This window comes from Klebsiella sp. CN_Kp104, assembly GCF_040064515.1.
GTDB lineage: Bacteria > Pseudomonadota > Gammaproteobacteria > Enterobacterales > Enterobacteriaceae > Klebsiella > Klebsiella aerogenes.
In genome coordinates this window covers 35,378-56,291 of sequence record NZ_JBEAII010000046.1, presented here as the reverse complement: position 1 = coordinate 56,291, position 20,914 = coordinate 35,378, and the positions used below count along the sequence as shown (strand labels likewise).

Sequence of the window (20,914 nt, the reverse complement as noted above, 5' to 3'; positions counted from 1 at the left end):
TTACCGCATATTTTTTAAACGAACAACGTCAATTATGGACAAGAAAAAGCCCGCGGCGTTTGCACGCGGCGGGCTGAGTAAGTGAAAACAAGATTAGCCGAGGGTCTTAAAAGCCTTTATTCGCTGCAGATGCGGTGAAAGACTTTTAAATTTGTGCGTCTGTTCTTCATCCCAGATGATTTCGTAATAATGATGCAGCACTTCAGCCGAACGTTGGCTATCAAGCGCCTCATCATGACGTGATAGCATCACCAGGCAGCGGTCGCGATTTTTTTCGCGGAAGTTGTTCACGCACTTGGTGGCGATATCCTGATACTCTTCCGGCCTGTCGATTTTCCCTTCCATGTTCTCGTAGGGGAACAGGTTCGGGTTGAACACGGCCTGCCGAATATCGCAGAGGAAACCGATCCTTTCCGCCCAGTAACCGCCTAACCCGACGCCGCATATCAGCGGCCGATCGTCGGCAGTGAGCTGCAGCATTTTGTCGACTTCCTTCAACAAATGCTGCATATCATGTTTTGGATGGAGCGTACTGTAGCTAATCAACCGCACGTCAGGGTCGATAAACTGCAGCTGCAGCACCTTTTCATGGTTACCGGGGCTGTTAGAGTCAAAACCGTGTAAATAGATAATCATCGTATCCTCACCAGACAACAACGCCCTTCAGGTTAATTACGCAGACTTCGCTTCTTGCCAGCGCGCATGGAGCTGTTCCAGCTGTGCGCTGACCGTTTGCCAACGGGCGGAATCTCGTAGTTCCTGACGGGTAAATGAACCTTTATGATACAATTTTGTAACACGCTCTGCTTTGATCGGGGACAGGTTATCCAATACGCTCACCGCGCCTTTACGATTATTGCAGACCAGGATCATATCGCAACCGGCATCGAGCGATGCCTGCCCACGTTCAGCATAGCTGCCCATGATCGCCGCCCCTTCCATCGACAGGTCGTCTGAGAAGATGACGCCATCAAAACCCAGCTCGCCGCGCAGCACCGTTTTCAGCCAGTATTCTGAACCACTCGCCGGGCGCGGATCGATGTCAGAGTAAATCACATGCGCCGGCATAATCGCATCCAGGCGTTGTTCATCGATCAGGCTCTTGAACACCGCCATATCTTTAGCACGGATTTCCGCTGCCGGACGCGGATCAAACGGTGTCTCTTTGTGTGAATCCGCCGTCACCGCGCCGTGGCCCGGGAAGTGTTTACCGGTGGTTTTCATACCGGCGGCATGCATACCGTCAATGAAATGACGCGCCATCACCAGCGCCTTTTGCGGGTCTTCATGCCATGAGCGTTCGCCGATCGCAGCGCTGATGTGCCCCACATCCAGCACCGGCGCGAAGCTGATATCAATATCCATGGCAATCATTTCGCTGGCCATCAGCCAACCGGCTTCTGCGGCGAGCTTACCGCCCTCTTCCACCCCCAGCAGCGCGGCAAAAGACTGCGCGGCCGGCAGACGGGTAAAACCTTCGCGAAAGCGCTGCACACGCCCACCTTCCTGATCCACCGCCACCACGAGATGATTACGCGAGGCCTCGCGGATTTGGCGTACCAGTTCGCGCAACTGCGCCGAATCGTGGTAGTTGCGGGTAAACAAAATTAAGCCGCCGACCAAAGGATGAGCCAGAATCTCACGCTCTTCCGCATCCAGTTCAAAACCTTCGACATCCAACATTACCGGACCCACACAGACCTCTCTTATCCTTTATTTTCTGTTTTTAACTGACGCCATGTCGCATCCGCCAGTGCAATAAATTGCCGGTCGCCGCTCTGCTGCCAGCGCCGCTCATACCAGCCCGCCATCAATATAAGGACCCACGGCCGCCAACGCTGTATTTGCCGCCGCAGTTGCTGCTTATCAATTCGGGCAAAGCGCGAATACTCATTGAGCAGCTGGCAACGCGTATGGGCATCGCACCATACCGCCGCCAGTTCAAGCGCGATATCGCCGTCTCCCGCATACTCCCAGTCAATCAAGCGCAGACCGTCGCGGCTATGAATAATATTACCAGCGTGGACGTCCATATGCAGAGGCGCTAAACGCAACGGCCGCGGTTCACGCTGGCGCAATAACCGTTTATGCCAGCGCAGCCAGAAAACGGTGCGCCTGGTCGGATCGCACTGCTGCCAGTACAACTCAAGCAGCGGCGCCAGCTCGATGCGCCAGCCAAAACGCGGCTGTTGGTGCAGATGATACAATAACCCGGCAAGCGAAGGGCACTCCGGCAGCGCGCTTTTCACTTCTCCTGCGCAATACTCCACCACCATCCAGCGTGGCGAAAAGAACACCGCCGCCGGCGAAAGCGACGCCGGAAGGTGCTGAAGCGCGCGGTACTGGCGCAGAAAATGGCTGAGCGGCGCCAGCGGATCGTGAGGCTGGCGCAACACCAGCCGACGGACGCCATCGCTGATAACGCAGCTGCCGCCGCTAAGACCGTTTTCAGTCAAGGCGGCGACAGGTGAATAGCGAGGAAAGAAGCGCGACAAGAGCTCGTCGCGCGTAAGCTTATTGTTGCTGAACCGCACCTTTGCCTGACCAGATAATCTCGCCGGACTGCACCAGCATCAGCTGCATTTTCAGCTCCGGCGCATTCACGTTGCCGGTGGCGTTGGAATACAGTACGTACTGTGCGCCAACGGTGCGCGCAATCCCCATCGCTTTGCTGCGGCTGCCGAGGCTATCCTGCGGCGACAGGCCCAGCTGTTGTTTAGCCACCGCAAGCTGCTGAGTCGATACCAGCGTAAACTTGCCGTTGCCCGCCAGCGCGTTGCGCAGCGCGGAGGTCGCTTCGGCCGCGTTCAGCGATCCGTTGGTACGGTTATTGACGCTATCCACCAACAGAATGCTGCCAGCGTTCACTCCGCCGGCCTGCAGCATCTGGCCGACCATTGGTTGTACGGCGGCGTCCCAGTTGTAGTGACGAACGCGCGGCGCAGGCTGTGACGGCTGCGATGGCTGTTCGCCGCCGTGTTCGATCGGCCCCGGCTGCGTTGGCACCGTCGGCACGGCAGGCACCGTCGGCTGCGGCTGCGCAGGTTGTTCCGGCTTCGGCTTCGCCTCCTCGACCGGCGCAGGTTCATTACGTTGCCCCACACAGCCTGCCAGGAATATCGCCAGTGCTGTGATTAACGCATAGCGACACATTTTAATCATTATGATGACCTCTTAGAGATAAAGATAAAGGCGGGCTTTGTGCGCCCCGAGAATATTGGCACTGCCGTAGAGCACGACGGACGAGCGGGCTGGAACCGTCACGCTACGCGCAGGGTCCAGCGGATGCATCTCAAGCCCATGGGCGTCATACCAGAAAAAACGGTAGTGCACGGTAATGGGCTCTTGCCGTTCATTAAATAATCTTGAGGTAGCGGTGGCCTGAATTTCCGAAGCGGTCACCGACGGCGGATCGGCGCTGATGCCAGCCGCCAGAACGCTGGATTCCATCACCAACGTCTGCTGCTCGCCAACCGGAATTTCCGGGTGCGAGCTACATCCGGCCAACAGCGCCGCCAGAACCAGGACGCCTGAATAAGCAGCACGCATCGATTTAGCCTTTATGCGCCAGCATCGGGCCCAACGGACGCCCGCCCAACAGGTGCATATGAATATGGTAAACTTCCTGCCCGCCGTGGCGGTTACAATTGACGATCAGGCGGTAGCCGTCGTCAGCCAGACCTTCATCACGGGCAATCTTCGCCGCGACGGTCATCATTCGGCCTAGCGCCTGTTCGTGTTCGGCGGTGACGTCATTTACGGTTGGAATCAGGATATTCGGGATAATCAGAATATGGGTCGGCGCCTGCGGAGAGATATCGCGAAAAGCGGTGACCAGTTCATCCTGATACACAATATCCGACGGGATTTCCCGGCGAATGATTTTGCTGAAAATCGTTTCTTCTGCCATGACTGATTCCTTATTAGTTTTATACCGTGCCCCGGCCTGCCTCTGCAGATAAACACGAATGCACAGGATCAGCTAAGAGTATGAGCGACTTCCTCCCTCTCTTTCAACCTGAATGCAGTTTTTCTTATTCAACTATAGACTTAGCCGCTGAGGGAATGAGCGTTTAACTGATGATTTTCAGGCTTCTCACAGCGTCATGGCCTGGATACAACCGTAAAAAAACCGCCCCTGTGCTTTCTGTACGGCATTCTGACCGATAACGATTTTACTGACCGCTGTTTCATTTCCCGCGCCTGCTCCAGCTACGGTTTTCAGAAACATCACGCCGCTAACGCCGAGCACATCCTCATTTTCTGCAAGCGGATGGGCCGCCAATTGATCGGCAAAATTTTGCACCTTGCCAGCTGTCTCGGCCAGTAACACGACACCGCCTTCCCCTACGTTCTGTTGAACGCTATACAGCGCGAGTTGGTTTACCGCTATAGGTTCTTTGAAGCTGTAAAGAAACTGGTTGTAAAAGGGATCATCGTTCTTTTGTACGGTTATGCCGGTGATGTTACGCACAGCGTCGGCGCCAATAGCGACGTCGTTTTTCTGGCACAACAACGCCTTTTCCAGGCCTATTGCCAGCATTTCTCTTGTCAAACTGCTCTCAGACGCTAAAGCCGATACGCTTGCGGCAATGCATAACAGCGTAATAAGAATTTTCATTAATAACCGCCTTGCAGGTTTTCAGCAATGCGATATTCGCCCTTATCCATTGCATACTGAAAAGACCAGGTTTTATCGATTTTTTCATTATTGCTTAACCCCGTTGAGTGAATCACTACGGGATAAAATTCAGCATCCGGCTGTGAAGTATCGACAGACAAGGTATTTTTAATTTTTTCCATCCCCTCATCATTAGCCGCAAGCGCTCCCTCATTGCTCAGCCACGAAGTCCATTGGGCGATGGGAATAAATTTATTGCCTACGAACAGGAGTAATACATCGTGAGTCTGGCCATATCCCTGATTCATCGCGCTGTTAGCGGCATGTATAGCCCATTTGCCCGCACCAATATGGACAATGCCCTCGAAACGATAACCCACGTTTTGCTCGGCCAGCACGAGCTGCATGCCCTGCTCGCTTTCTTCAAGCACGTAAAGATCGGTCGGTTCTGGTTCGTTATCAAAGGTGCTTTGCGACATATCCGGGCACATCACCACCAGCGTTTGTTGCGGATGCTGGTTAGCCATTTTGTTAAAACACAAGGCGTAATCGGTGACGCTAACGGCATCTTCCCGACTCTTGCGCCACGGCGCTGCTTTATTGTCAATCGGCTGATAATAATGGCTGATGACCTCTTCCGCACGGAGATAGTGCGCGTCTGCAAGGGACAAACATGGAAAAGTGGCGGCAGGGAATGCGGCCAGAGCCACAGGTAAAAATCGCTTCATTTTTAATCCCTTAAATTGTCGGGGCTGGTCCTTAGCGTATTACGTGACAATCGAGTATACGGCGTATCTGGATGAATGTTTTCTGAATTTGTCTTAGCCCACATGTAAAAAAGGCAGCCATTTGGCTGCCTTAGTCTCCCCACACTACGTCTTAGCTATTGCGGATGTACTCATCCATCTCGGTTTTCAGGTTATCGGACTTGGTGCCGAAAATAGCCTGAACGCCGGAACCTGCAACAACTACGCCAGCAGCACCCAGTTTTTTCAGGCCAGCCTGATCAACTTTCGCTACGTCAGCCACGCTTACGCGCAGACGAGTAATACATGCGTCGAGGTTTGTGATGTTCTCTTTACCACCGAAGGCGGCAATCAGCGCCGGCGCCATTTCACTGGTCGCAGCGGATTTGCTGTCCTCAGTTGCATCTTCACGGCCTGGAGTTTTCAGGTTCAGCGCTTTAATCAGCACACGGAAGACTACGTAGTACACGATCGCATAGCAAATACCGACAATCGGGAACAGCCACAGCTTGCTGCTGTTGCCGGAAAGAACGATAAAGTCGATCAGACCGTGAGAGAACGACGTCCCGTCACGCATACCCAACAGGATACAGATCGGGAATGCCAGGCCTGCAAGAATCGCGTGGATGATATACAGGATCGGCGCAACGAACATGAAGGAGAACTCGATCGGCTCGGTAATACCGGTCAGGAACGAGGTCAGCGCAGCGGAGATCATAATACCGCCGACTTTGGCACGGTTTTCTGGTTTAGCAGAGTGCCAAATCGCGATAGCTGCAGCCGGCAGGCCATACATTTTGAACAGGAAGCCGCCAGACAGTTTACCAGCAGTCGGGTCGCCTGCCATGTAACGAGGGATGTCGCCATGGAACACCTGACCTGCAGCGTTGGTGTATTCACCAATTTGCATCTGGAAAGGTACGTTCCAGATATGGTGCAGACCAAACGGTACCAGGCAGCGCTCGATGAAACCGTAGATACCGAACGCCACAACCGGGTTCTGGTAAGCAGCCCACTGAGAGAAGGTCTGGATGGCGGAACCAATCGGCGGCCAGATGAAGGACAGGATCACGCCGGTGAAGATAGCGGCGAGACCAGAGATAATCGGCACAAAACGCTTGCCCGCGAAGAAGCCCAGATATTCAGGCAGCTTGATACGGTAGAAGCGGTTGAACATGTAGGCTGCAATCGCACCGGAGATAATACCGCCAAGCACGCCGGTATCAGCCAGGTGTTTGGCTGCGATTTCCTCAGCAGGTAAATGCAGAACCAGCGGCGCGACTACCGCCATGGTTTTCACCATGATGCCGTAAGCTACGACTGCAGCCAGTGCGGATACACCGTCGTTATTGGTGAAGCCAAGCGCAACACCGATTGCGAAGATCAGCGGCATATTGGCGAAAACTGAACCGCCTGCTTCCGCCATGACGTGGGAGACCACGGCTGGCAGCCAGCTGAAGTTGGCAGAACCGACGCCCAGCAGGATACCTGCAATAGGCAGTACGGATACTGGCAGCATCAGCGATTTACCGACCTTCTGCAGGTTAGCAAATGCATTCTTAAACATAATTGAGAGTGCTCCTGAGTATTTGGTACTTTTTTACGCTTTCACGCATTGGCCCGGGGGGAGAACCGTGCCGTGGACAGGACATCTAAGCGCCCTTTATTTATTACACAGAGTAAAATAATTAACGCGGACATTGTTTGACGGCTATCACGTTTCATTCAGTCAACATATAAAAATTTACACTGATTTACATAATGTGTATCTGTATGTTGCAAAAATGCGCTCACCGCCTCTGTCGCGGCGGTGAACTTTACTCGCTTTAACTATTAATTACGAGCCTTAAAATAATAGAAAGATCAGGCAGGTTGCAGTCTGGCAGGGTCGATGTGGAACAAGCTGGCAAAATTATCGGTGGTTTGTTGCGCGAGCTGCTCCAGCGACACGCCCTTCAGCACCGCCATGTATTCAGCGACATCGCGCACCATCGCCGGCTGGTTCTCTTTACCACGATGTGGTACCGGCGCCAGATAAGGCGAATCGGTCTCTACCAGCAAGCGATCGAGCGGAACATAGCGCGCGGCATCCCGTAGCTGCTCCGCGTTACGGAACGTGACGATACCGGAAAACGAAATATAAAACCCCATGTCCAGCAATTTACCCGCTGTCTCCCTGTCCTCAGTGAAACAGTGTAGTACGCCACCGCAATCCGTCACCTTTTCTTCCTGTAAAATCGCCAGCGTATCGGCGCGCGCATCGCGGGTATGCACAATCACCGGCTTATTCAATTCGCGGCCAATGCGGATATGCTGGCGGAAAGACTCCTGCTGGCGGAGTTTCGTTTCCGGGGTATAAAAATAATCGAGCCCGGTTTCCCCCATCGCCACTACGCCCTCTTCCGCAGCCAGCGAACGCAGCTCTTCGAAGTCATACGCTTCATCCTGGTTCAATGGATGAACACCGCAGGAAAAGACGACATTTTCTCGCTGGCCGACTAACTCGCGCATCCCGCGATATCCCGGCAGCGTGGTGGCGACTGCCAGGCAAAACTTAACATCACGCGCGGCGGCTTTCGCCAGCACATCATCGACATCTTTATGCAGCGTTTGATAATCCAGGCCATCAAGATGGCAGTGGGAATCGACTAAAAACATGTTCTTATTCTCAGAGATGTGAGACGGGCAGAACCGCCCCGGGTTGCAGGTAATGTTCCCAGCGCAGGAGGCGCTCGGTGAGTAGTAGTTCGCGGTTGACGCCGACCACGCTCAGCAACTGCTCGCGACAGGCGCTAACATCGCGCGTGATAGCTTCAAGACGCGGGCCCGAAAGTGTTTGCGCCAGTTGGTTAACCAGCGTCCAGGCATCTGGATTACTCAGAAGCGTAATCCCCTGTTGCCGCTTCTGCGCATCCAGCAACAGCGATGCCAGCCAGTGCAGACGCACCGGGGCCTGTTCGTGATTCAGAACCGGCAATAATGACAGCCAGTCACCGCTGGTTAACGCGCTGGCTAACGCCTGGCAAAGCTGTTGTCGCGGAGCCCAGTTAGCCTCTTGCAGTAACTCCAGCGCTGCCGCGGGTGCGTTAGCGCTGAGGCGCAACGCGGCCAATAAAGCTTCTTGTGACATTGTCACTTCACGCGCTAACCACCCTAACGCCCAAGCTTCAGAAGGCGGAGTAAGGTGATATGAGAAGCACCGGCTGCGCAAGGTGGCGAGCAGACGCGCCGGCTCCGGGCAGGCCAGGAAAAACCAGGTATTTTCCGGCGGCTCTTCCAGCGTCTTCAGCAAAGCATTGGCGGCGGCATCGGTTAACAACGTCGCATCGTTGATCCACACCACCTTCGCACCGCCGAGACGCGCGCGCTCATAGAGTTTTTCAGTGATGCCGCGCACCGCATCAATGCCTAGCGCGCTCTTGCCCTTCTCCGGAACCAGAGTGTAGTAATCAGGATGGGTCCCCGCCTGCATAAGCTGGCAGCTATGACAATGGCCACAGCTTTTATGCCCTTCCGGCTGGCGGCACATCAGGAAACGGCATAACGCGTAGATAAGCGCATCGCCCCCCATCCCCGGTAATGCCTGGAGTAATAACGCATGGTGACCCCGTCCTGCCTGATAGCCAGCCACTAGCTGCTCGAAGGACGGGCGTAACCACGGATACCATTTCATGCGCGTTGCTCCGCAACCCATTGAGTGATAACGGCGCGAATGTCGCGCTCAACCGCTTCCAGAGGCTGCGTCGCATCCACCGTGCGGATAGTCGGATCCTGAGCCGCCAGTTCAAGGTAGCGCGCGCGGGTACGATTGAAGAAATTCATCGACTCCTGCTCTATACGATCCAGATCGCCTCGCGCGCGGGCGCGCTTAAGGCCAACTTCCGGCGTCACGTCAAGATAGAGTGTTAAATCAGGGCGAAAATCACCGAGTACCGCATCGCGTAGGGTCGCCAGCATCCCCTGATCGATACCGCGCCCTCCGCCCTGGTAGGCCTGAGTCGACAGGTCATGGCGATCGCCAATCACCCACTGTCCGCGAGCCAGAGCAGGCTTAATCACCGTTTCCACCAGCTGTACGCGGGCGGCGTAAAACATCAGCACTTCAGCTTTGTCATTAATCACTTCATCGCCGGTGGACTGGATATCCAGCACCAGACTGCGCAGCTTTTCAGCCAGGATGGTACCGCCCGGCTCACGGGTAAACACCATATCGCGGATACCCAACTGTTCCAGAGCCTCAACGACCAGATTGCGTGCGGTGGTTTTCCCCGCCCCTTCCAGGCCTTCGATAACGATATAGTTACTGCGCATTTTTTTCCTTAAGTACTTTTAAATAGTCCTGAACCGAACGGTTATGGCTGGCCAGATTGGTATTGAACGTATGGCCGCCTTTGCCGTCGGCAACAAAATAGAGGTACGGCGTTTTCGCCGGATGGGATGCCGCATTGAGAGACGCTTCGCCCGGCACGGCGATTGGTCCTGGCGGCATACCGCTAATCACATAGGTGTTATAAGCGGTCGGCGTCTCCAGATCTTTACGCGACAGTTTACCATTATAGCGCTCTCCCATGCCGTAAATTACGGTAGGGTCGGTCTGCAAACGCATGCCAATGCGTAGACGGTTGATAAAAACCGACGCCACGCGATCGCGCTCGGCGGGAACCGCAGTCTCTTTCTCAACGATAGAGGCCATGGTCAGTAATTGGTTTTGATCTTTATAGGGTAGATTATCCGCCCGCCCTTCCCAGGCTTTCGCTACCGCTGCGACCATCTTCTGATGCGCGCGTTTAAGAATAGCGATATCGCTGGTGTTGGCGGTGTACATCCAGGTATCCGGCCAGAACCAACCTTCAACCCAGTCGGCATGCTCAAGCCCCAGCGCTTTGGCGACCGTTTCGTAACTGTCGTCTTCTAAAGTGTGCTTCACATACGGCGCATCGCGCAGCTGACGCAAATAGTCGCTAACGCGCATCCCTTCAACAAACCGTAGCGGGAACTGCGCTTCTTTACCGCTCGCTAAAAGCTGCAGCATCTCGCGCACCGTCATTTGCGGTGTGAAGCGGTAGGTACCCGCTTTGAAATGAGATAATTCAGGTTTAACGCGCAGCAGCCACTGGAATACTCGTGGGCGATTAATAATTTTATCGCTATAAAGTTGCTGGCCAAGCCCCACTCGCCCGGTTCCCGGCGCAAGGGTAAAGACAGTCTCTTCTTTAATCAGCAACTTACTATCTGCCAGTTGGCGGACTTTCCACATTCCGGCCGCAGCGGCAATACCGAACACCACCACTAACAGCAAGACAAAACGTAACATTTTCTTCATGACTAACCAGGCAGTTCACACAATGGAGCTAAAAAATGGTAAAGCTCGCGTTCGGACCAACAGATATCATCCCAACCTCGAGCCGGTACCAACGGCATAAGCGCATTGCAAATCAGCACTTCATCGGCATCACGCAGCGCATCAGGACGCACGGATACTTCGACAACATCAAAAGGGGAACGTGCCAACATGTCCATGCAGTGCTGGCGCATAATGCCATTGACGCCCGCCTGATCGAGACGCGGCGTGAAAACCTGGCTTCCTTTGCGCCAGAACACATTCGCGGCACAGCATTCCGTAAGCCACCCGTCGCTGTCAAGAACCAGCGCCTCATCGGCGTCTGTCTGCTCAAGATGAGAACGAATCAGCACCTGTTCCAGGCGGTTAAGATGCTTAAGCCCTGCCAGTGAGGGATTACGCCCAAGATGAACGGGGCTTAATGTCAGAACAATTCCTTGCTCACGCCACCGGGCATACTGCGCAGGGTACGACGAAACGCTCACCACGCGCGTCGGTGTGTTGCAACCCATGCCACTATAGCCACGTCCGCCGCTACCACGTGTAATAATAACCTTAAGCACTGCTTCGTTGTGGTTTAAAGCGACTTGCCGCATCTCATCAGCTAATAATTCCCATTGTGAAAAGTTTATGAATAGCCTTTCACAAGCCGCCTTTAAGCGCTTCAGGTGGCGATTCAGCATCACCACCTGCCCTGAACGAATGCGCGCGGTGGTGAAACACCCATCACCGAACTGCAGTCCGCGATCGCTGATCGGCAAAACCTCAGCCTGTTGTCCATTAATCAGAAACATTTGCCCCCCCTCTGTTTTACAACTGTCCAGAGTGCCCGCTGGAGAATCTGTGCGCAAGTCTCTGTTCACTGAAACATAAGGAATTAATTTTAAATTGCTTAATTGTTATGATGCGCCATAAAATCAGACCCTGTTCAATGCTCAAGTCGCTGGGCTTATTGAAATGAAGCTTCATTAAGTCTGTATAATTAATAATATAGAAACACATCAATTCACATCATTAATACTCACATAATATAAATTCATACATCATATAATATAATCGCCGTGATTTCTTTCACTCTATCTACATCCCCCCTTCAGAAAATCGAAATATCCTTATCACTGAACTAATACTAGAATCACTAACACTTAATATTACTAACGTCTAATAATATTAAGTGTTAGTCCAACTATTGAATGGAAAAATCAATAGGTTACTTTTATAAATATTATTAAGGATAATACCCATGAAAGGAAAATTGGCCGCTTTAGCTCTACTGACAACAATGGGCATCAGCACTGCCGTGTTAGCAGATGATGGTAAAATCAACTTCACTGGCAACATTATTGAGACCGGTTGTGAGGTAAATAGCTCTATCGCGTCTCCTCTAACCGTTAAATTAGGCGATGTGGCCAAAACTGCTTTCACCGCTGCAGGCGATACGGCAGCCAACACTAAGTTCACCCTTGTGCTGACCAACTGCCCGGAAACCCTGGAAGGGAAACCGGTTGTTGTGAAATACGACGGTACGCCAGATGCCACCAATAATGACTACCTGCAGTTGACCGATTACGGTAATGACGGCGTAGCCAAAGGCGTAGCAATTCAGCTGCTGAATGGTAATGGTACCGCGCTGCCGCTGGGCGTCGAATCTGACAGCAAAAACGTCAGTGCGGCGTCTGACACCGAGATCGACTTCTTCGCTCGTTATATTGCCACCAGCTCCACCGTTGCCGCAGGCACTGCAAACGGCACGGTAAACTTTACCCTGGCATACAATTAATAGCTCCGGCTATTAACTCCTGCTTTTGGTTATAAACAAAACCGGGAATACCCGGTTTTGTTTTTTTGAGGGTCATCCTATGAAACTGATGAATTCACTTATTGCTACAACTTTTATTCTCACCATAACCAGTGCGCAGGCCGGGATCATCGTTGGTGGTACTCGGGTTATTTATGACGGTAATAAAAAAGAGGCCTCACTTAATGTTAAAAATCCGGATAAATACTCTTACCTGATTCAGTCATGGGTTGATAACGAAAGCGATGGTAAAAAAGCGCCATTTATTATTACCCCACCGTTGTTCCGTTTAGGCGCCACAGAAGAAAACAAGCTGCGTATTATTCGCGCCGGGGGTAATTTACCGACCGATCGTGAATCAATGTATTGGATGAACATTAAAACGATCCCGGCAACGGAAAATCAGCAAAATGCCAACACCCTGCAAATTGCCATCAAAACCCGTTTGAAATTGATCTATCGCCCGCAAGGGTTGTCAGCGATGTCGGATAAAACCACCGATCAACTCACCTGGCAGCGCAACGGTCAACAGCTCACCGTCACCAACCCAACGCCTTATTACATGAATTTCAGCATTCTGAAGGTCGGGGGAAAAGTCGTTAAGGATGCAACTTATGTCGCGCCCAAAGCCAGCGCCAGCTTTACGCTGCCTGCCGGTGCCGCAGGGAATATTAGTTGGCAATTAATTAATGACTTCGGTGCTGCAGGTAGCGAACACCATGCCAACAGCAATGGATAAGCTCTCAACTCCGTAAGGATCGCGGAATGAAACCAAAAATACACTATAAGAGACTGACACTAAGTAAAATAGCCTGCTTTATTGCCCTCCAGTGCGCATTGCCGTGTTTTAACACGGCCGAAGCGCGTGAATACTTTAACCCCGCCCTGTTGGGTATTGATGGCCCAGGCAAAGACATCACCGACCTGACTATATTTGAAGAAGGCGTCGGACAGATGCCGGGCATTTATCATGTCGATGTTATTGTCAATAACGCCTCTCTCGGTGCCTATGACATTTCATTCGCTATGCAAAAAAATGCCAGCGGGCAGGACGAATTGCAACCTTGCATCAGCAGCGAACTGCTAAAACAGATCGGCATCAAAAGTGAAAATTACCCTGGCCTCGACGCCGGAGCACAATGCGTCAACCTGTCAGCCATCCCCATGGCAAGGACTGAATTTGTTTTTAACCGCCAGCAGCTATTAATCACTATTCCCCAGGCGGCAATAAATACACAGGCGCGCGGTTACGTTTCCCCTGAACGTCTCGATGAAGGCATTAATGCGCTCTCCTTAAACTACAGCTTTACCGGCGCGAATACCGAAGCGCGCCAGGCACACTCTACCGATTCCGATAGCTATTACCTTAACCTTCGGCCTGGCCTGAACATTGGTCCGTGGCGACTACGGAATTACAGCACCTGGACCCGTAACACATCTAATGGTGATACACAGGACAGTTGGGAGTCGGTATATACCTATGCGCAGCGTAATATCATCGCACTGAAAAGCCAACTGACGCTGGGGGACAGTTCTTCGCCATCGGATATGTTCGACGCCGTGCCTTTCCGCGGCGCTCAACTTGCCTCTGATGACGATATGCTGCCTGACAGCCTACGCGGTTATGCGCCGGTGGTCCGCGGCATCGCACGTACCAACGCCCAGGTTATCGTCAAGCAAAGCGGCTACACCATTTATCAGACATATGTTTCCCCAGGCGCATTTGAAATAACTGATATCTACCCAACCGGTAGCAGCGGCGACCTCGACGTCACTATTAAAGAAGCCGACGGCAGCGAACAACATCAGGTGGTACCCTATGCTTCGCTGCCGGTATTGCAGCGTGAAGGACGGCTAAAATATGGGCTGACCGCAGGCCAGTACCGCCCATATAGCAATGGCATAGACAAAGACTTTTTCTCTCAGGCATCAGCCATTTATGGGCTTCCAGCCGGGATCACCGTCTATGGCGGCGGACAGTTTTCACAACATTATCAGTCCCTGCTTGCGGGTATTGGTAAAAACTTTGGCACTATTGGCGCGGTTTCCGTCGATACCACCCAGGCATGGTCGCAACAACAGGATGAAGAGAAAGAACGCGGCCAATCCATTCGTGTTCGTTATAGTAAGAATATTCAGGCCACCGGGACCAATATATCTATATCCGGCTACCGCTATTCCACCTCAGGCTATTACACCCTGCAGGAAACTCTGGATACCTGGCGCGACAGCGGTTGGCAGGACAATACCGAGCGTCGTCGCAACCGCGCTGAATTCCTGGTTAACCAGAACCTGGGCGATAGTGCCGGTTCGCTATCGCTGAGCGCGATCAGTGAAAACTACTGGAACAGCGATCGTAATATGCGTTCGCTCAGCGTCGGCTACAGCAACAGCTGGAACGGCATTACCTATAACCTCAACTACAGCTATAACCGTAACACCAACGACAGCAGTAATAGTCAGAAGACCTATGATGAAGACCAAGTCTTCTCCCTGGGTATCAGCATACCGCTCAATCGTTGGTTAAATAACAGCTGGGCCAGCTATAACCTCAACACCAGCAAGCGCGGCGCTACCAGCCACACCGTTGGCCTCAACGGCACGGCGCTGGAGGACCAGAACTTAAGCTGGAGCCTACAGGAGAGCGAAACCAATAAGGGCCAGGGTAACGGCGGCAACGCCAGCCTGACCTACCAGGGTACCTATGCACGTATCAACGCCGGATATGGTTATGACAAAATGCAGCGCCGTACCAACTATGGTATCGAAGGCGGCGTAGTCGCACACGCTCATGGCATCACCTTTAGCCAGTCGCTGGGTGAAACTTCCGCGCTGGTTGAAGCGCCCGGGGTAAACGGCGTCAACATCAATAACCAAACCGGGGTAAGAACCGATTTCCGCGGCTACACCATCGTGCCGTACGTCAGTCCGTATCGCAATAACGACATTTCGTTAAATACCGAAGCCATGCCGGATGATGCCGATATTGATAAATCGGTACAGACGGTCACGCCAACCCGCGGGGCGATTGTCCGCGCACGCTTTAAAACACGTATTGGTAAACGCGTTCTGATGACGCTTACCCGGGCAAACGGTGAGGTGGTCCCCTTCGGCGCTATCGTATCAGACAATACCTCAGACGCATCATCCAGCGCCATTGTTGGCGACGGCGGCCAGGTTTATCTCTCCGGTATGGCGGATAACGGTACGGCAACGGCGAAATGGGGTCATTCGGCAAACGAGCAGTGTTCGGTTAACTGGCATTTACCAGAGAAAGCGCCTGCCGGCGGGGTATATGAAATCAGTGCGTCTTGTAGGCAGGAATAGGTCATCTTATGAAAAAAATCTCTCTTTTAATGATATTACTCGCTGGCACCATGGCAAATATTCCGGTTGCCAAAGCAGATTATTTCTTTTTTATCAGCACAACCACGCAAACCTATGACTTCTCCTCAACCAGTATTCCAAATACCGTGGGCGGAACCACTGCATGGTTAGGGACGACAGTTTATCCAACATCATTTCAAATTGGCCAGGATAAACTAAACTCAGTAGGCAGTTATATTAAATTGAATGTCGGCACCACGCTTTTAGGGGATGGTGTGACCTGGACTACCAGCAATCCTGCTATCGGCATTCAATATAAATTGTCAACTTCTCCCGTTATATCCGGACTCGACTCTGCCTCGAGTGTTGCACCTTCATACCAGTTAACAATGACAGGCTACCCTACTGGAGGACAAGCAATAACCGTAGATGGTAAACTTAACCTTGCGTATCGTCTGGTAAGGCTAAAAGAACAAATCCCTGCCGGGAAAATTACCGGTCCGAGCGTATCCGCAACATTTTATAATACTTATGACGGAGCGACAAAAACGGACGTGCTTTATAGCGGCGCGGCCACCCAACCTACCTATACGCCCTGCACCATTGATGCGCCAACGGAAATTAAATTACCCACGTTATATGTCGATGATTTAGTTAACGGTGCTCAGGGAGCATCATCAACATACAGCATAAAATTAACCAATTGTCCTGGCGCGCAAAATAACATTACTTATATGTATGCCCCCTTATATGGAGCTTACGGTGATGGCACCCAAGGGTATATGTACACAGCGACTGGCGAGGGAAGCGCTAAATACGTCTATCTGCAGTTGCAAAATCCAGATGGTACAGGTCAGGCAGTAAATAACAATATAACTTTAAACAATTATACCGGCAGCGGAGACTACACTCTGCCGGAATTTAAAGTGGCTTATTACATAAAAGATGTAAATAAAGCCACAGAAGGAAATGTTACATCAGCCATTGTAATTGGTATTACTTACAATTAATACTTAAGGAATAAGTATGCAACTCAAAAACAAAGCAATAATAATAGCCTTGACCTGCGGGAGCCTGTTTTCCGCTGCTAGCTCTGCAAACTCTGCGACGATGAATATCACTGGTAAAATCATTGCCGGTCCATGTGTTGTAAATGGTGGTACTGATACCCTTGATGTCAATCTCGGCGACAGCATCCAGGCCGACACTCTCGCGACTTCCGGCAGCGCGACTGACTGGACTAACTTCAGTCTGGCGCTGACCAGTTGCCCGAGTTCAACTACCAGCTTTAGCGTCGCTTTCAGCGGCACTGCGGACGATACGGTAACCAGCAACTACAAAAATAGCGGCACGGCGACTAACGTCTCTATCGCGCTAACCACGCAGGACGGCGTAACGACTCTTGGCAACGGTAGTTCACTAGCTAACGTAGCGATACCGACTGACACTCACGCCTATGACCTGAAACTTCGCGCCCGCGCAGTTTCAAAGGGCAGCGTCATGCCGGGAACTATTTCCAGCCAGGTGCAGGCCACCTTTACCTACCAGTAAGATTTTAAGCATAAAAAAAGCGAAACACCTTGGTGTTTCGCTTTTTATCGCTTCAAACTGCCAACTAGACGCGTTTGAAGATCAGCGAGCCGTTAGTACCGCCAAAGCCGAAGGAGTTACACAGGGTGTACTCCATACCGGAAACCTGACGCGCCTCATGAGGAACGAAGTCGAGGTCGCAACCTTCATCCGGGTTATCCAGGTTGATGGTCGGCGGAACCGCCTGATCGCGCAGCGCCAGAATGGAGTAGATAGACTCCACTGCGCCTGCCGCGCCTAACAGGTGGCCGGTCATTGATTTGGTGGAGCTCACCATCACGCGGCTTGCCGCATCGCCAAACACGGATTTCACCGCCTGGGCTTCTGCTTTATCGCCTGCTGGCGTAGAAGTACCGTGGGCGTTGACGTAGCCAATCTGGCCCGGCTCAATTGCCGCATCGCGAATGGCGTTAACCATTGCCAGCGCAGCGCCAGCGCCATCTTCCGGCGGAGAGGTCATATGGTAGGCATCGCTGCTCATACCAAAACCAACGATCTCTGCGTAGATTTTCGCGCCGCGTTTTTTCGCATGCTCGTACTCTTCCAGCACGACCATGCCCGCGCCGTCGCCCAGCACGAAGCCATCACGCTCTTTATCCCACGGACGGCTTGCCGCCTGCGGGTTGTCATTGCGGGTAGACAGTGCGCGCGCAGCGCCAAAGCCACCTACGCCGAGCGGAGTACTCGCCTTCTCTGCACCACCGGCAACCATCGCGTCAGCATCACCGTAAGCGATGATACGCGCCGCGTGGCCGATGTTGTGTACGCCTGAAGTACACGCGGTCGCGATGGAGATACTCGGTCCACGCAGACCAAACATGATGGTCAGATGACCCGCCACCATATTAACAATTGTGGACGGTACGAAGAACGGGCTGATCTTCCGCGGTCCGCCGTTTACCAGCGAACTATGGTTTTCTTCGATCAGGCCGAGGCCCCCGATACCGGAACCGATAGCGGCGCCGATGCGGGTTGCGTTTTCTTCCGTCACTTCAAGGCCAGAATCCTGCATGGCCTGAACGCCAGCGACAATTCCATATTGAATGAAGGCATCCATCTTGCGCTGTTCTTTGCGCGAGATGATATCATCACAGTTAAAATCCTTTACTAAGCCAGCAAATTTCGTTGCATAGGCGCTAGTATCGAAATGGTCGATCAGGCTGATGCCACTCTGACCGGCAAGGAGAGCTTTCCAGGTAGACTCTACGGTATTGCCGACAGGAGACAACATGCCCAGTCCGGTCACAACTACACGACGCTTAGACACGGTTGTCCTCCAGGGAGGGAAAATAGATTCTTGTGGGACAAAAAAAGATAAAACTCAGGCGGTCGAATGACCGCCTGGAGATGTTCACTTACGCCTGGTGACCGTTGATGTAATCAATGGCAGCCTGAACGGTGGTGATTTTCTCAGCTTCTTCGTCCGGAATCTCAGTATCAAACTCTTCTTCCAGAGCCATTACCAGCTCAACGGTGTCAAGAGAATCAGCGCCCAGGTCTTCAACGAAGGAAGCATTGTTGGTAACTTCTTCCTGCTTAACGCCCAGCTGTTCGCCGATAATTTTCTTAACGCGTTCTTCGATAGTGCTCATACTCTTAAATTTCCTATCAAAACTCGCTTTCGCGATGGTTTTCGTAGTGTATAAAATGTTGAAAAATTTGCAACTAAATCCCGGCAGGTCTTACCACGATTTTACGCTATTTTGCGGCTGTTTGCCCTAATAACGCAAATGATTTCGCACAAAACTGTACCTGCAAGCGTGCAGACTGCGCGCTTCCTGAACATTTTGCGCAAATCTCGGTCAGACCATATACATCCCGCCATTAACGTGCAGGGTTTCACCAGTGATGTAACCCGCTTCGTCAGAGGCTAAGAATGCAACCGCGCTGGCGATTTCATTTGGGGAGCCAAGGCGCCCCGCAGGAACTGCAGCCAGCGTACCCGCACGCTGCTCATCGGTCAGCGCACGCGTCATGTCCGTTTCAATAAAGCCCGGAGCAACAACGTTTACAGTAATACCGCGAGACGCAACTTCACGTGCCAGTGACTTACTGAAACCAATCAGACCCGCTTTCGCCGCAGCGTAGTTAGCCTGACCAGCATTTCCCATGGTACCAACCACAGAACCGATAGTGATAATACGCCCATGACGCTTTTTCATCATAGCGCGCATTACCGCTTTTGACAGACGGAATACAGATGACAGGTTGGTTTCGATAATATCGTTCCACTCATCATCTTTCATTCGCATTAACAGGTTATCACGAGTAATCCCGGCATTATTGACCAGGATATCAACTTCGCCAAACTCTGCGCGAACATTTTCCAGAACAGATTCAATAGATGCCGGGTCGGTCACATTCAACATCAGACCTTTACCGTTGGCGCCTAAATAGTCGCTGATTGCCTGCGCACCGCTTTCGCTGGTGGCAGTACCGATAACTTTCGCGCCGCGCGCGGCGAGGGTTTCAGCGATTGCGCGGCCGATACCGCGGCTCGCACCGGTAACCAGCGCGATTTTTCCTTCAAAACTCATGGTATTCCTCTTTTATTGCTCAAGCGCCGCAGACATCGCAGCCGGCTCGTTGAGCGCAGAAGCAGTCAGGGTGTCAACAATACGTTTGGTCAGGCCGGTGAGGACTTTACCCGGGCCCATTTCATACAGGTGCTCGACGCCCTGAGATGCCATAAACTCAACGGTCTTAGTCCACTGAACCGGGCTGTACAGTTGGCGAATCAGCGCGTCGCGGATAGCATCAGGCGCGGTTTCGCACTTCACGTCGACGTTGTTCACAACCGGAACGGTCGGTGCGTTAAAAGTGATTTTCTGCAGCTCTACCGCCAGTTTTTCAGCGGCAGGTTTCATCAGCGCGCAGTGAGACGGTACGCTGACCGGCAACGGCAGCGCACGTTTGGCGCCTGCGGCTTTACACGCCGCGCCTGCACGCTCAACGGCTTCTTTGTGCCCGGCGATAACCACCTGACCCGGTGAATTGTAGTTCACTGGCGAAACCACCTGCCCTTGTGCAGATTCTTCACAGGCTTTAGCGATGGACGCGTCGTCGAGGCCAATAATTGCAGACATCGCGCCGGTACCTTCCGGTACCGCTTCCTGCATGAATTTGCCACGCAGTTCAACCAGACGAACGGCATCAGCGAAATTAATCACGCCCGCGCAGACCAGCGCAGAGTATTCGCCAAGGCTATGACCGGCTAACAGCGCCGGCGCTTTACCGCCCTGCTGCTGCCATACGCGATATAACGCGACGGAAGCGGTCAGCAGCGCTGGCTGCGTTTGCCAGGTTTTGTTCAGTTCTTCTGCTGGGCCCTGTTGGGCAAGCGCCCACAGATCGTAACCCAACGCTGCGGAAGCTTCGCCGAAAGTCTCTTCAATAACTGGCCAGGTCGCGGCCATATCTGCCAGCATACCGACAGCCTGAGAGCCCTGTCCCGGGAACACAAAAGCAAATTGCGTCATGTTTAAATCCTT

At 52.5% G+C, this 20,914-nt stretch carries 23 protein-coding genes; 5 read left to right on the top strand and 18 right to left on the bottom strand.

Annotated features, from left to right (window positions below; genetic code table 11):
• Positions 1-93 precede the first annotated feature (93 nt).
• The 14 genes from ycfP to pabC form a co-directional block, all read right to left on the bottom strand.
• Positions 94-636: an alpha/beta hydrolase YcfP gene (gene ycfP, locus ABLU80_RS24155; protein ID WP_015367178.1), complete on the bottom strand. Its 543-nt coding sequence runs from the start codon at positions 634-636 to the stop codon at positions 94-96.
• Positions 637-672: 36 nt separating this feature from the next.
• Positions 673-1,683: a beta-N-acetylhexosaminidase gene (nagZ, locus tag ABLU80_RS24150; protein ID WP_348850551.1), complete on the bottom strand. Its 1,011-nt coding sequence runs from the start codon at positions 1,681-1,683 to the stop codon at positions 673-675.
• 23 nt (positions 1,684-1,706) lie between these two features.
• Complete coding sequence (thiK, locus tag ABLU80_RS24145; protein WP_048228649.1) at positions 1,707-2,534, bottom strand: thiamine kinase; 828 nt, start codon at positions 2,532-2,534, stop codon at positions 1,707-1,709.
• Positions 2,515-3,153 (bottom strand): penicillin-binding protein activator LpoB, encoded by a 639-nt coding sequence (gene lpoB, locus ABLU80_RS24140; RefSeq protein WP_162182273.1) that lies wholly within the window; start codon positions 3,151-3,153, stop codon positions 2,515-2,517. Before lpoB ends, thiK begins: the two co-directional genes overlap by 20 nt.
• A gap of 21 nt (positions 3,154-3,174) precedes the next feature.
• Positions 3,175-3,549 (bottom strand): YcfL family protein, encoded by a 375-nt coding sequence (locus ABLU80_RS24135; protein WP_015367182.1) that lies wholly within the window; start codon positions 3,547-3,549, stop codon positions 3,175-3,177.
• Between the two features lie 4 nt (positions 3,550-3,553).
• Positions 3,554-3,910: a purine nucleoside phosphoramidase gene (gene hinT / locus ABLU80_RS24130; RefSeq protein ID WP_015705043.1), complete on the bottom strand. Its 357-nt coding sequence runs from the start codon at positions 3,908-3,910 to the stop codon at positions 3,554-3,556.
• 186 nt (positions 3,911-4,096) lie between these two features.
• The gene (locus tag ABLU80_RS24125; protein WP_348850550.1) at positions 4,097-4,621 is read right to left on the bottom strand and encodes a hypothetical protein; all 525 of its coding nucleotides are present in this window, start codon (positions 4,619-4,621) and stop codon (positions 4,097-4,099) included.
• Positions 4,621-5,349 (bottom strand): hypothetical protein, encoded by a 729-nt coding sequence (locus ABLU80_RS24120; RefSeq protein ID WP_348850549.1) that lies wholly within the window; start codon positions 5,347-5,349, stop codon positions 4,621-4,623. Before ABLU80_RS24120 ends, ABLU80_RS24125 begins: the two co-directional genes overlap by 1 nt.
• 151 nt (positions 5,350-5,500) lie before the next feature.
• Complete coding sequence (gene ptsG / locus ABLU80_RS24115) at positions 5,501-6,934, bottom strand: PTS glucose transporter subunit IIBC (protein ID WP_015367184.1); 1,434 nt, start codon at positions 6,932-6,934, stop codon at positions 5,501-5,503.
• 296 nt (positions 6,935-7,230) lie between these two features.
• Positions 7,231-8,025, bottom strand: a complete 795-nt coding sequence (locus ABLU80_RS24110; RefSeq protein WP_020079141.1) for a metal-dependent hydrolase — start codon at positions 8,023-8,025, stop codon at positions 7,231-7,233.
• Between the two features lie 10 nt (positions 8,026-8,035).
• A complete protein-coding gene (holB, locus tag ABLU80_RS24105) occupies positions 8,036-9,040 on the bottom strand; it encodes a DNA polymerase III subunit delta' (protein WP_032711395.1) in 1,005 nt (334 codons plus the stop codon).
• On the bottom strand, positions 9,037-9,678 hold the full coding sequence (gene tmk, locus ABLU80_RS24100; protein WP_020079143.1) for a dTMP kinase: 642 nt from the start codon (positions 9,676-9,678) through the stop codon (positions 9,037-9,039). Before tmk ends, holB begins: the two co-directional genes overlap by 4 nt.
• Positions 9,668-10,690: a cell division protein YceG gene (gene yceG, locus ABLU80_RS24095; protein WP_047079602.1), complete on the bottom strand. Its 1,023-nt coding sequence runs from the start codon at positions 10,688-10,690 to the stop codon at positions 9,668-9,670. The genes tmk and yceG overlap by 11 nt, the downstream gene beginning before the upstream one ends.
• Positions 10,691-10,692: 2 nt before the next feature.
• Positions 10,693-11,502 (bottom strand): aminodeoxychorismate lyase, encoded by an 810-nt coding sequence (gene pabC / locus ABLU80_RS24090; protein ID WP_348850548.1) that lies wholly within the window; start codon positions 11,500-11,502, stop codon positions 10,693-10,695.
• 449 nt (positions 11,503-11,951) lie between these two features.
• Between pabC and ABLU80_RS24085 the strand changes: the two genes are divergently transcribed.
• From ABLU80_RS24085 to ABLU80_RS24065, 5 genes are all read left to right on the top strand, one after another.
• Positions 11,952-12,488, top strand: coding sequence for a fimbrial protein (locus ABLU80_RS24085; protein ID WP_047079604.1), 537 nt, complete (start codon positions 11,952-11,954; stop codon positions 12,486-12,488).
• Positions 12,489-12,567: 79 nt separating this feature from the next.
• A complete protein-coding gene (locus tag ABLU80_RS24080; RefSeq protein WP_047079605.1) occupies positions 12,568-13,245 on the top strand; it encodes a molecular chaperone in 678 nt (225 codons plus the stop codon).
• A gap of 26 nt (positions 13,246-13,271) precedes the next feature.
• A complete protein-coding gene (locus ABLU80_RS24075; protein WP_260841769.1) occupies positions 13,272-15,833 on the top strand; it encodes a fimbria/pilus outer membrane usher protein in 2,562 nt (853 codons plus the stop codon).
• Positions 15,834-15,841: 8 nt separating this feature from the next.
• Entirely contained in the window at positions 15,842-16,843 is a 1,002-nt protein-coding gene (locus ABLU80_RS24070; protein ID WP_285178265.1) for a type 1 fimbrial protein, read from the top strand.
• A 100-nt stretch (positions 16,844-16,943) separates the two neighbouring features.
• Positions 16,944-17,384: a fimbrial protein gene (locus ABLU80_RS24065; RefSeq protein ID WP_227505444.1), complete on the top strand. Its 441-nt coding sequence runs from the start codon at positions 16,944-16,946 to the stop codon at positions 17,382-17,384.
• A 64-nt stretch (positions 17,385-17,448) separates the two neighbouring features.
• On the opposite strand, the gene fabF is transcribed toward ABLU80_RS24065, so the two are convergent.
• From fabF to fabD, 4 genes are all read right to left on the bottom strand, one after another.
• Positions 17,449-18,690, bottom strand: a complete 1,242-nt coding sequence (gene fabF, locus ABLU80_RS24060) for a beta-ketoacyl-ACP synthase II (RefSeq protein WP_047079608.1) — start codon at positions 18,688-18,690, stop codon at positions 17,449-17,451.
• An 88-nt stretch (positions 18,691-18,778) separates the two neighbouring features.
• Positions 18,779-19,015: an acyl carrier protein gene (gene acpP / locus ABLU80_RS24055; RefSeq protein ID WP_000103754.1), complete on the bottom strand. Its 237-nt coding sequence runs from the start codon at positions 19,013-19,015 to the stop codon at positions 18,779-18,781.
• A gap of 210 nt (positions 19,016-19,225) precedes the next feature.
• The gene (gene fabG / locus ABLU80_RS24050; RefSeq protein WP_015367190.1) at positions 19,226-19,960 is read right to left on the bottom strand and encodes a 3-oxoacyl-ACP reductase FabG; all 735 of its coding nucleotides are present in this window, start codon (positions 19,958-19,960) and stop codon (positions 19,226-19,228) included.
• A gap of 12 nt (positions 19,961-19,972) precedes the next feature.
• Positions 19,973-20,902, bottom strand: a complete 930-nt coding sequence (gene fabD, locus ABLU80_RS24045; protein ID WP_020079146.1) for an ACP S-malonyltransferase — start codon at positions 20,900-20,902, stop codon at positions 19,973-19,975.
• Positions 20,903-20,914: the final 12 nt, after the last annotated feature.

Bases quoted from the DNA above. Each gene is read 5' to 3' on its own strand.
- ycfP (WP_015367178.1), bottom strand. From the start codon at position 636: ATGATTATCTATTTACACGGTTTTGACTCTAACAGCCCCGGTAACCAT.
- nagZ (WP_348850551.1), bottom strand. From the start codon at position 1,683: ATGTTGGATGTCGAAGGTTTTGAACTGGATGCGGAAGAGCGTGAGATT.
- lpoB (WP_162182273.1), bottom strand. From the start codon at position 3,153: ATGTGTCGCTATGCGTTAATCACAGCACTGGCGATATTCCTGGCAGGC.
- ABLU80_RS24135 (WP_015367182.1), bottom strand. From the start codon at position 3,549: ATGCGTGCTGCTTATTCAGGCGTCCTGGTTCTGGCGGCGCTGTTGGCC.
- hinT (WP_015705043.1), bottom strand. From the start codon at position 3,910: ATGGCAGAAGAAACGATTTTCAGCAAAATCATTCGCCGGGAAATCCCG.
- ABLU80_RS24125 (WP_348850550.1), bottom strand. From the start codon at position 4,621: ATGAAAATTCTTATTACGCTGTTATGCATTGCCGCAAGCGTATCGGCT.
- ABLU80_RS24120 (WP_348850549.1), bottom strand. From the start codon at position 5,349: ATGAAGCGATTTTTACCTGTGGCTCTGGCCGCATTCCCTGCCGCCACT.
- ptsG (WP_015367184.1), bottom strand. From the start codon at position 6,934: ATGTTTAAGAATGCATTTGCTAACCTGCAGAAGGTCGGTAAATCGCTG.
- ABLU80_RS24110 (WP_020079141.1), bottom strand. From the start codon at position 8,025: ATGTTTTTAGTCGATTCCCACTGCCATCTTGATGGCCTGGATTATCAA.
- holB (WP_032711395.1), bottom strand. From the start codon at position 9,040: ATGAAATGGTATCCGTGGTTACGCCCGTCCTTCGAGCAGCTAGTGGCT.
- tmk (WP_020079143.1), bottom strand. From the start codon at position 9,678: ATGCGCAGTAACTATATCGTTATCGAAGGCCTGGAAGGGGCGGGGAAA.
- yceG (WP_047079602.1), bottom strand. From the start codon at position 10,690: ATGAAGAAAATGTTACGTTTTGTCTTGCTGTTAGTGGTGGTGTTCGGT.
- pabC (WP_348850548.1), bottom strand. From the start codon at position 11,502: ATGTTTCTGATTAATGGACAACAGGCTGAGGTTTTGCCGATCAGCGAT.
- ABLU80_RS24085 (WP_047079604.1), top strand. From the start codon at position 11,952: ATGAAAGGAAAATTGGCCGCTTTAGCTCTACTGACAACAATGGGCATC.
- ABLU80_RS24080 (WP_047079605.1), top strand. From the start codon at position 12,568: ATGAAACTGATGAATTCACTTATTGCTACAACTTTTATTCTCACCATA.
- ABLU80_RS24075 (WP_260841769.1), top strand. From the start codon at position 13,272: ATGAAACCAAAAATACACTATAAGAGACTGACACTAAGTAAAATAGCC.
- ABLU80_RS24070 (WP_285178265.1), top strand. From the start codon at position 15,842: ATGAAAAAAATCTCTCTTTTAATGATATTACTCGCTGGCACCATGGCA.
- ABLU80_RS24065 (WP_227505444.1), top strand. From the start codon at position 16,944: ATGAATATCACTGGTAAAATCATTGCCGGTCCATGTGTTGTAAATGGT.
- acpP (WP_000103754.1), bottom strand. From the start codon at position 19,015: ATGAGCACTATCGAAGAACGCGTTAAGAAAATTATCGGCGAACAGCTG.
- fabG (WP_015367190.1), bottom strand. From the start codon at position 19,960: ATGAGTTTTGAAGGAAAAATCGCGCTGGTTACCGGTGCGAGCCGCGGT.
- fabD (WP_020079146.1), bottom strand. From the start codon at position 20,902: ATGACGCAATTTGCTTTTGTGTTCCCGGGACAGGGCTCTCAGGCTGTC.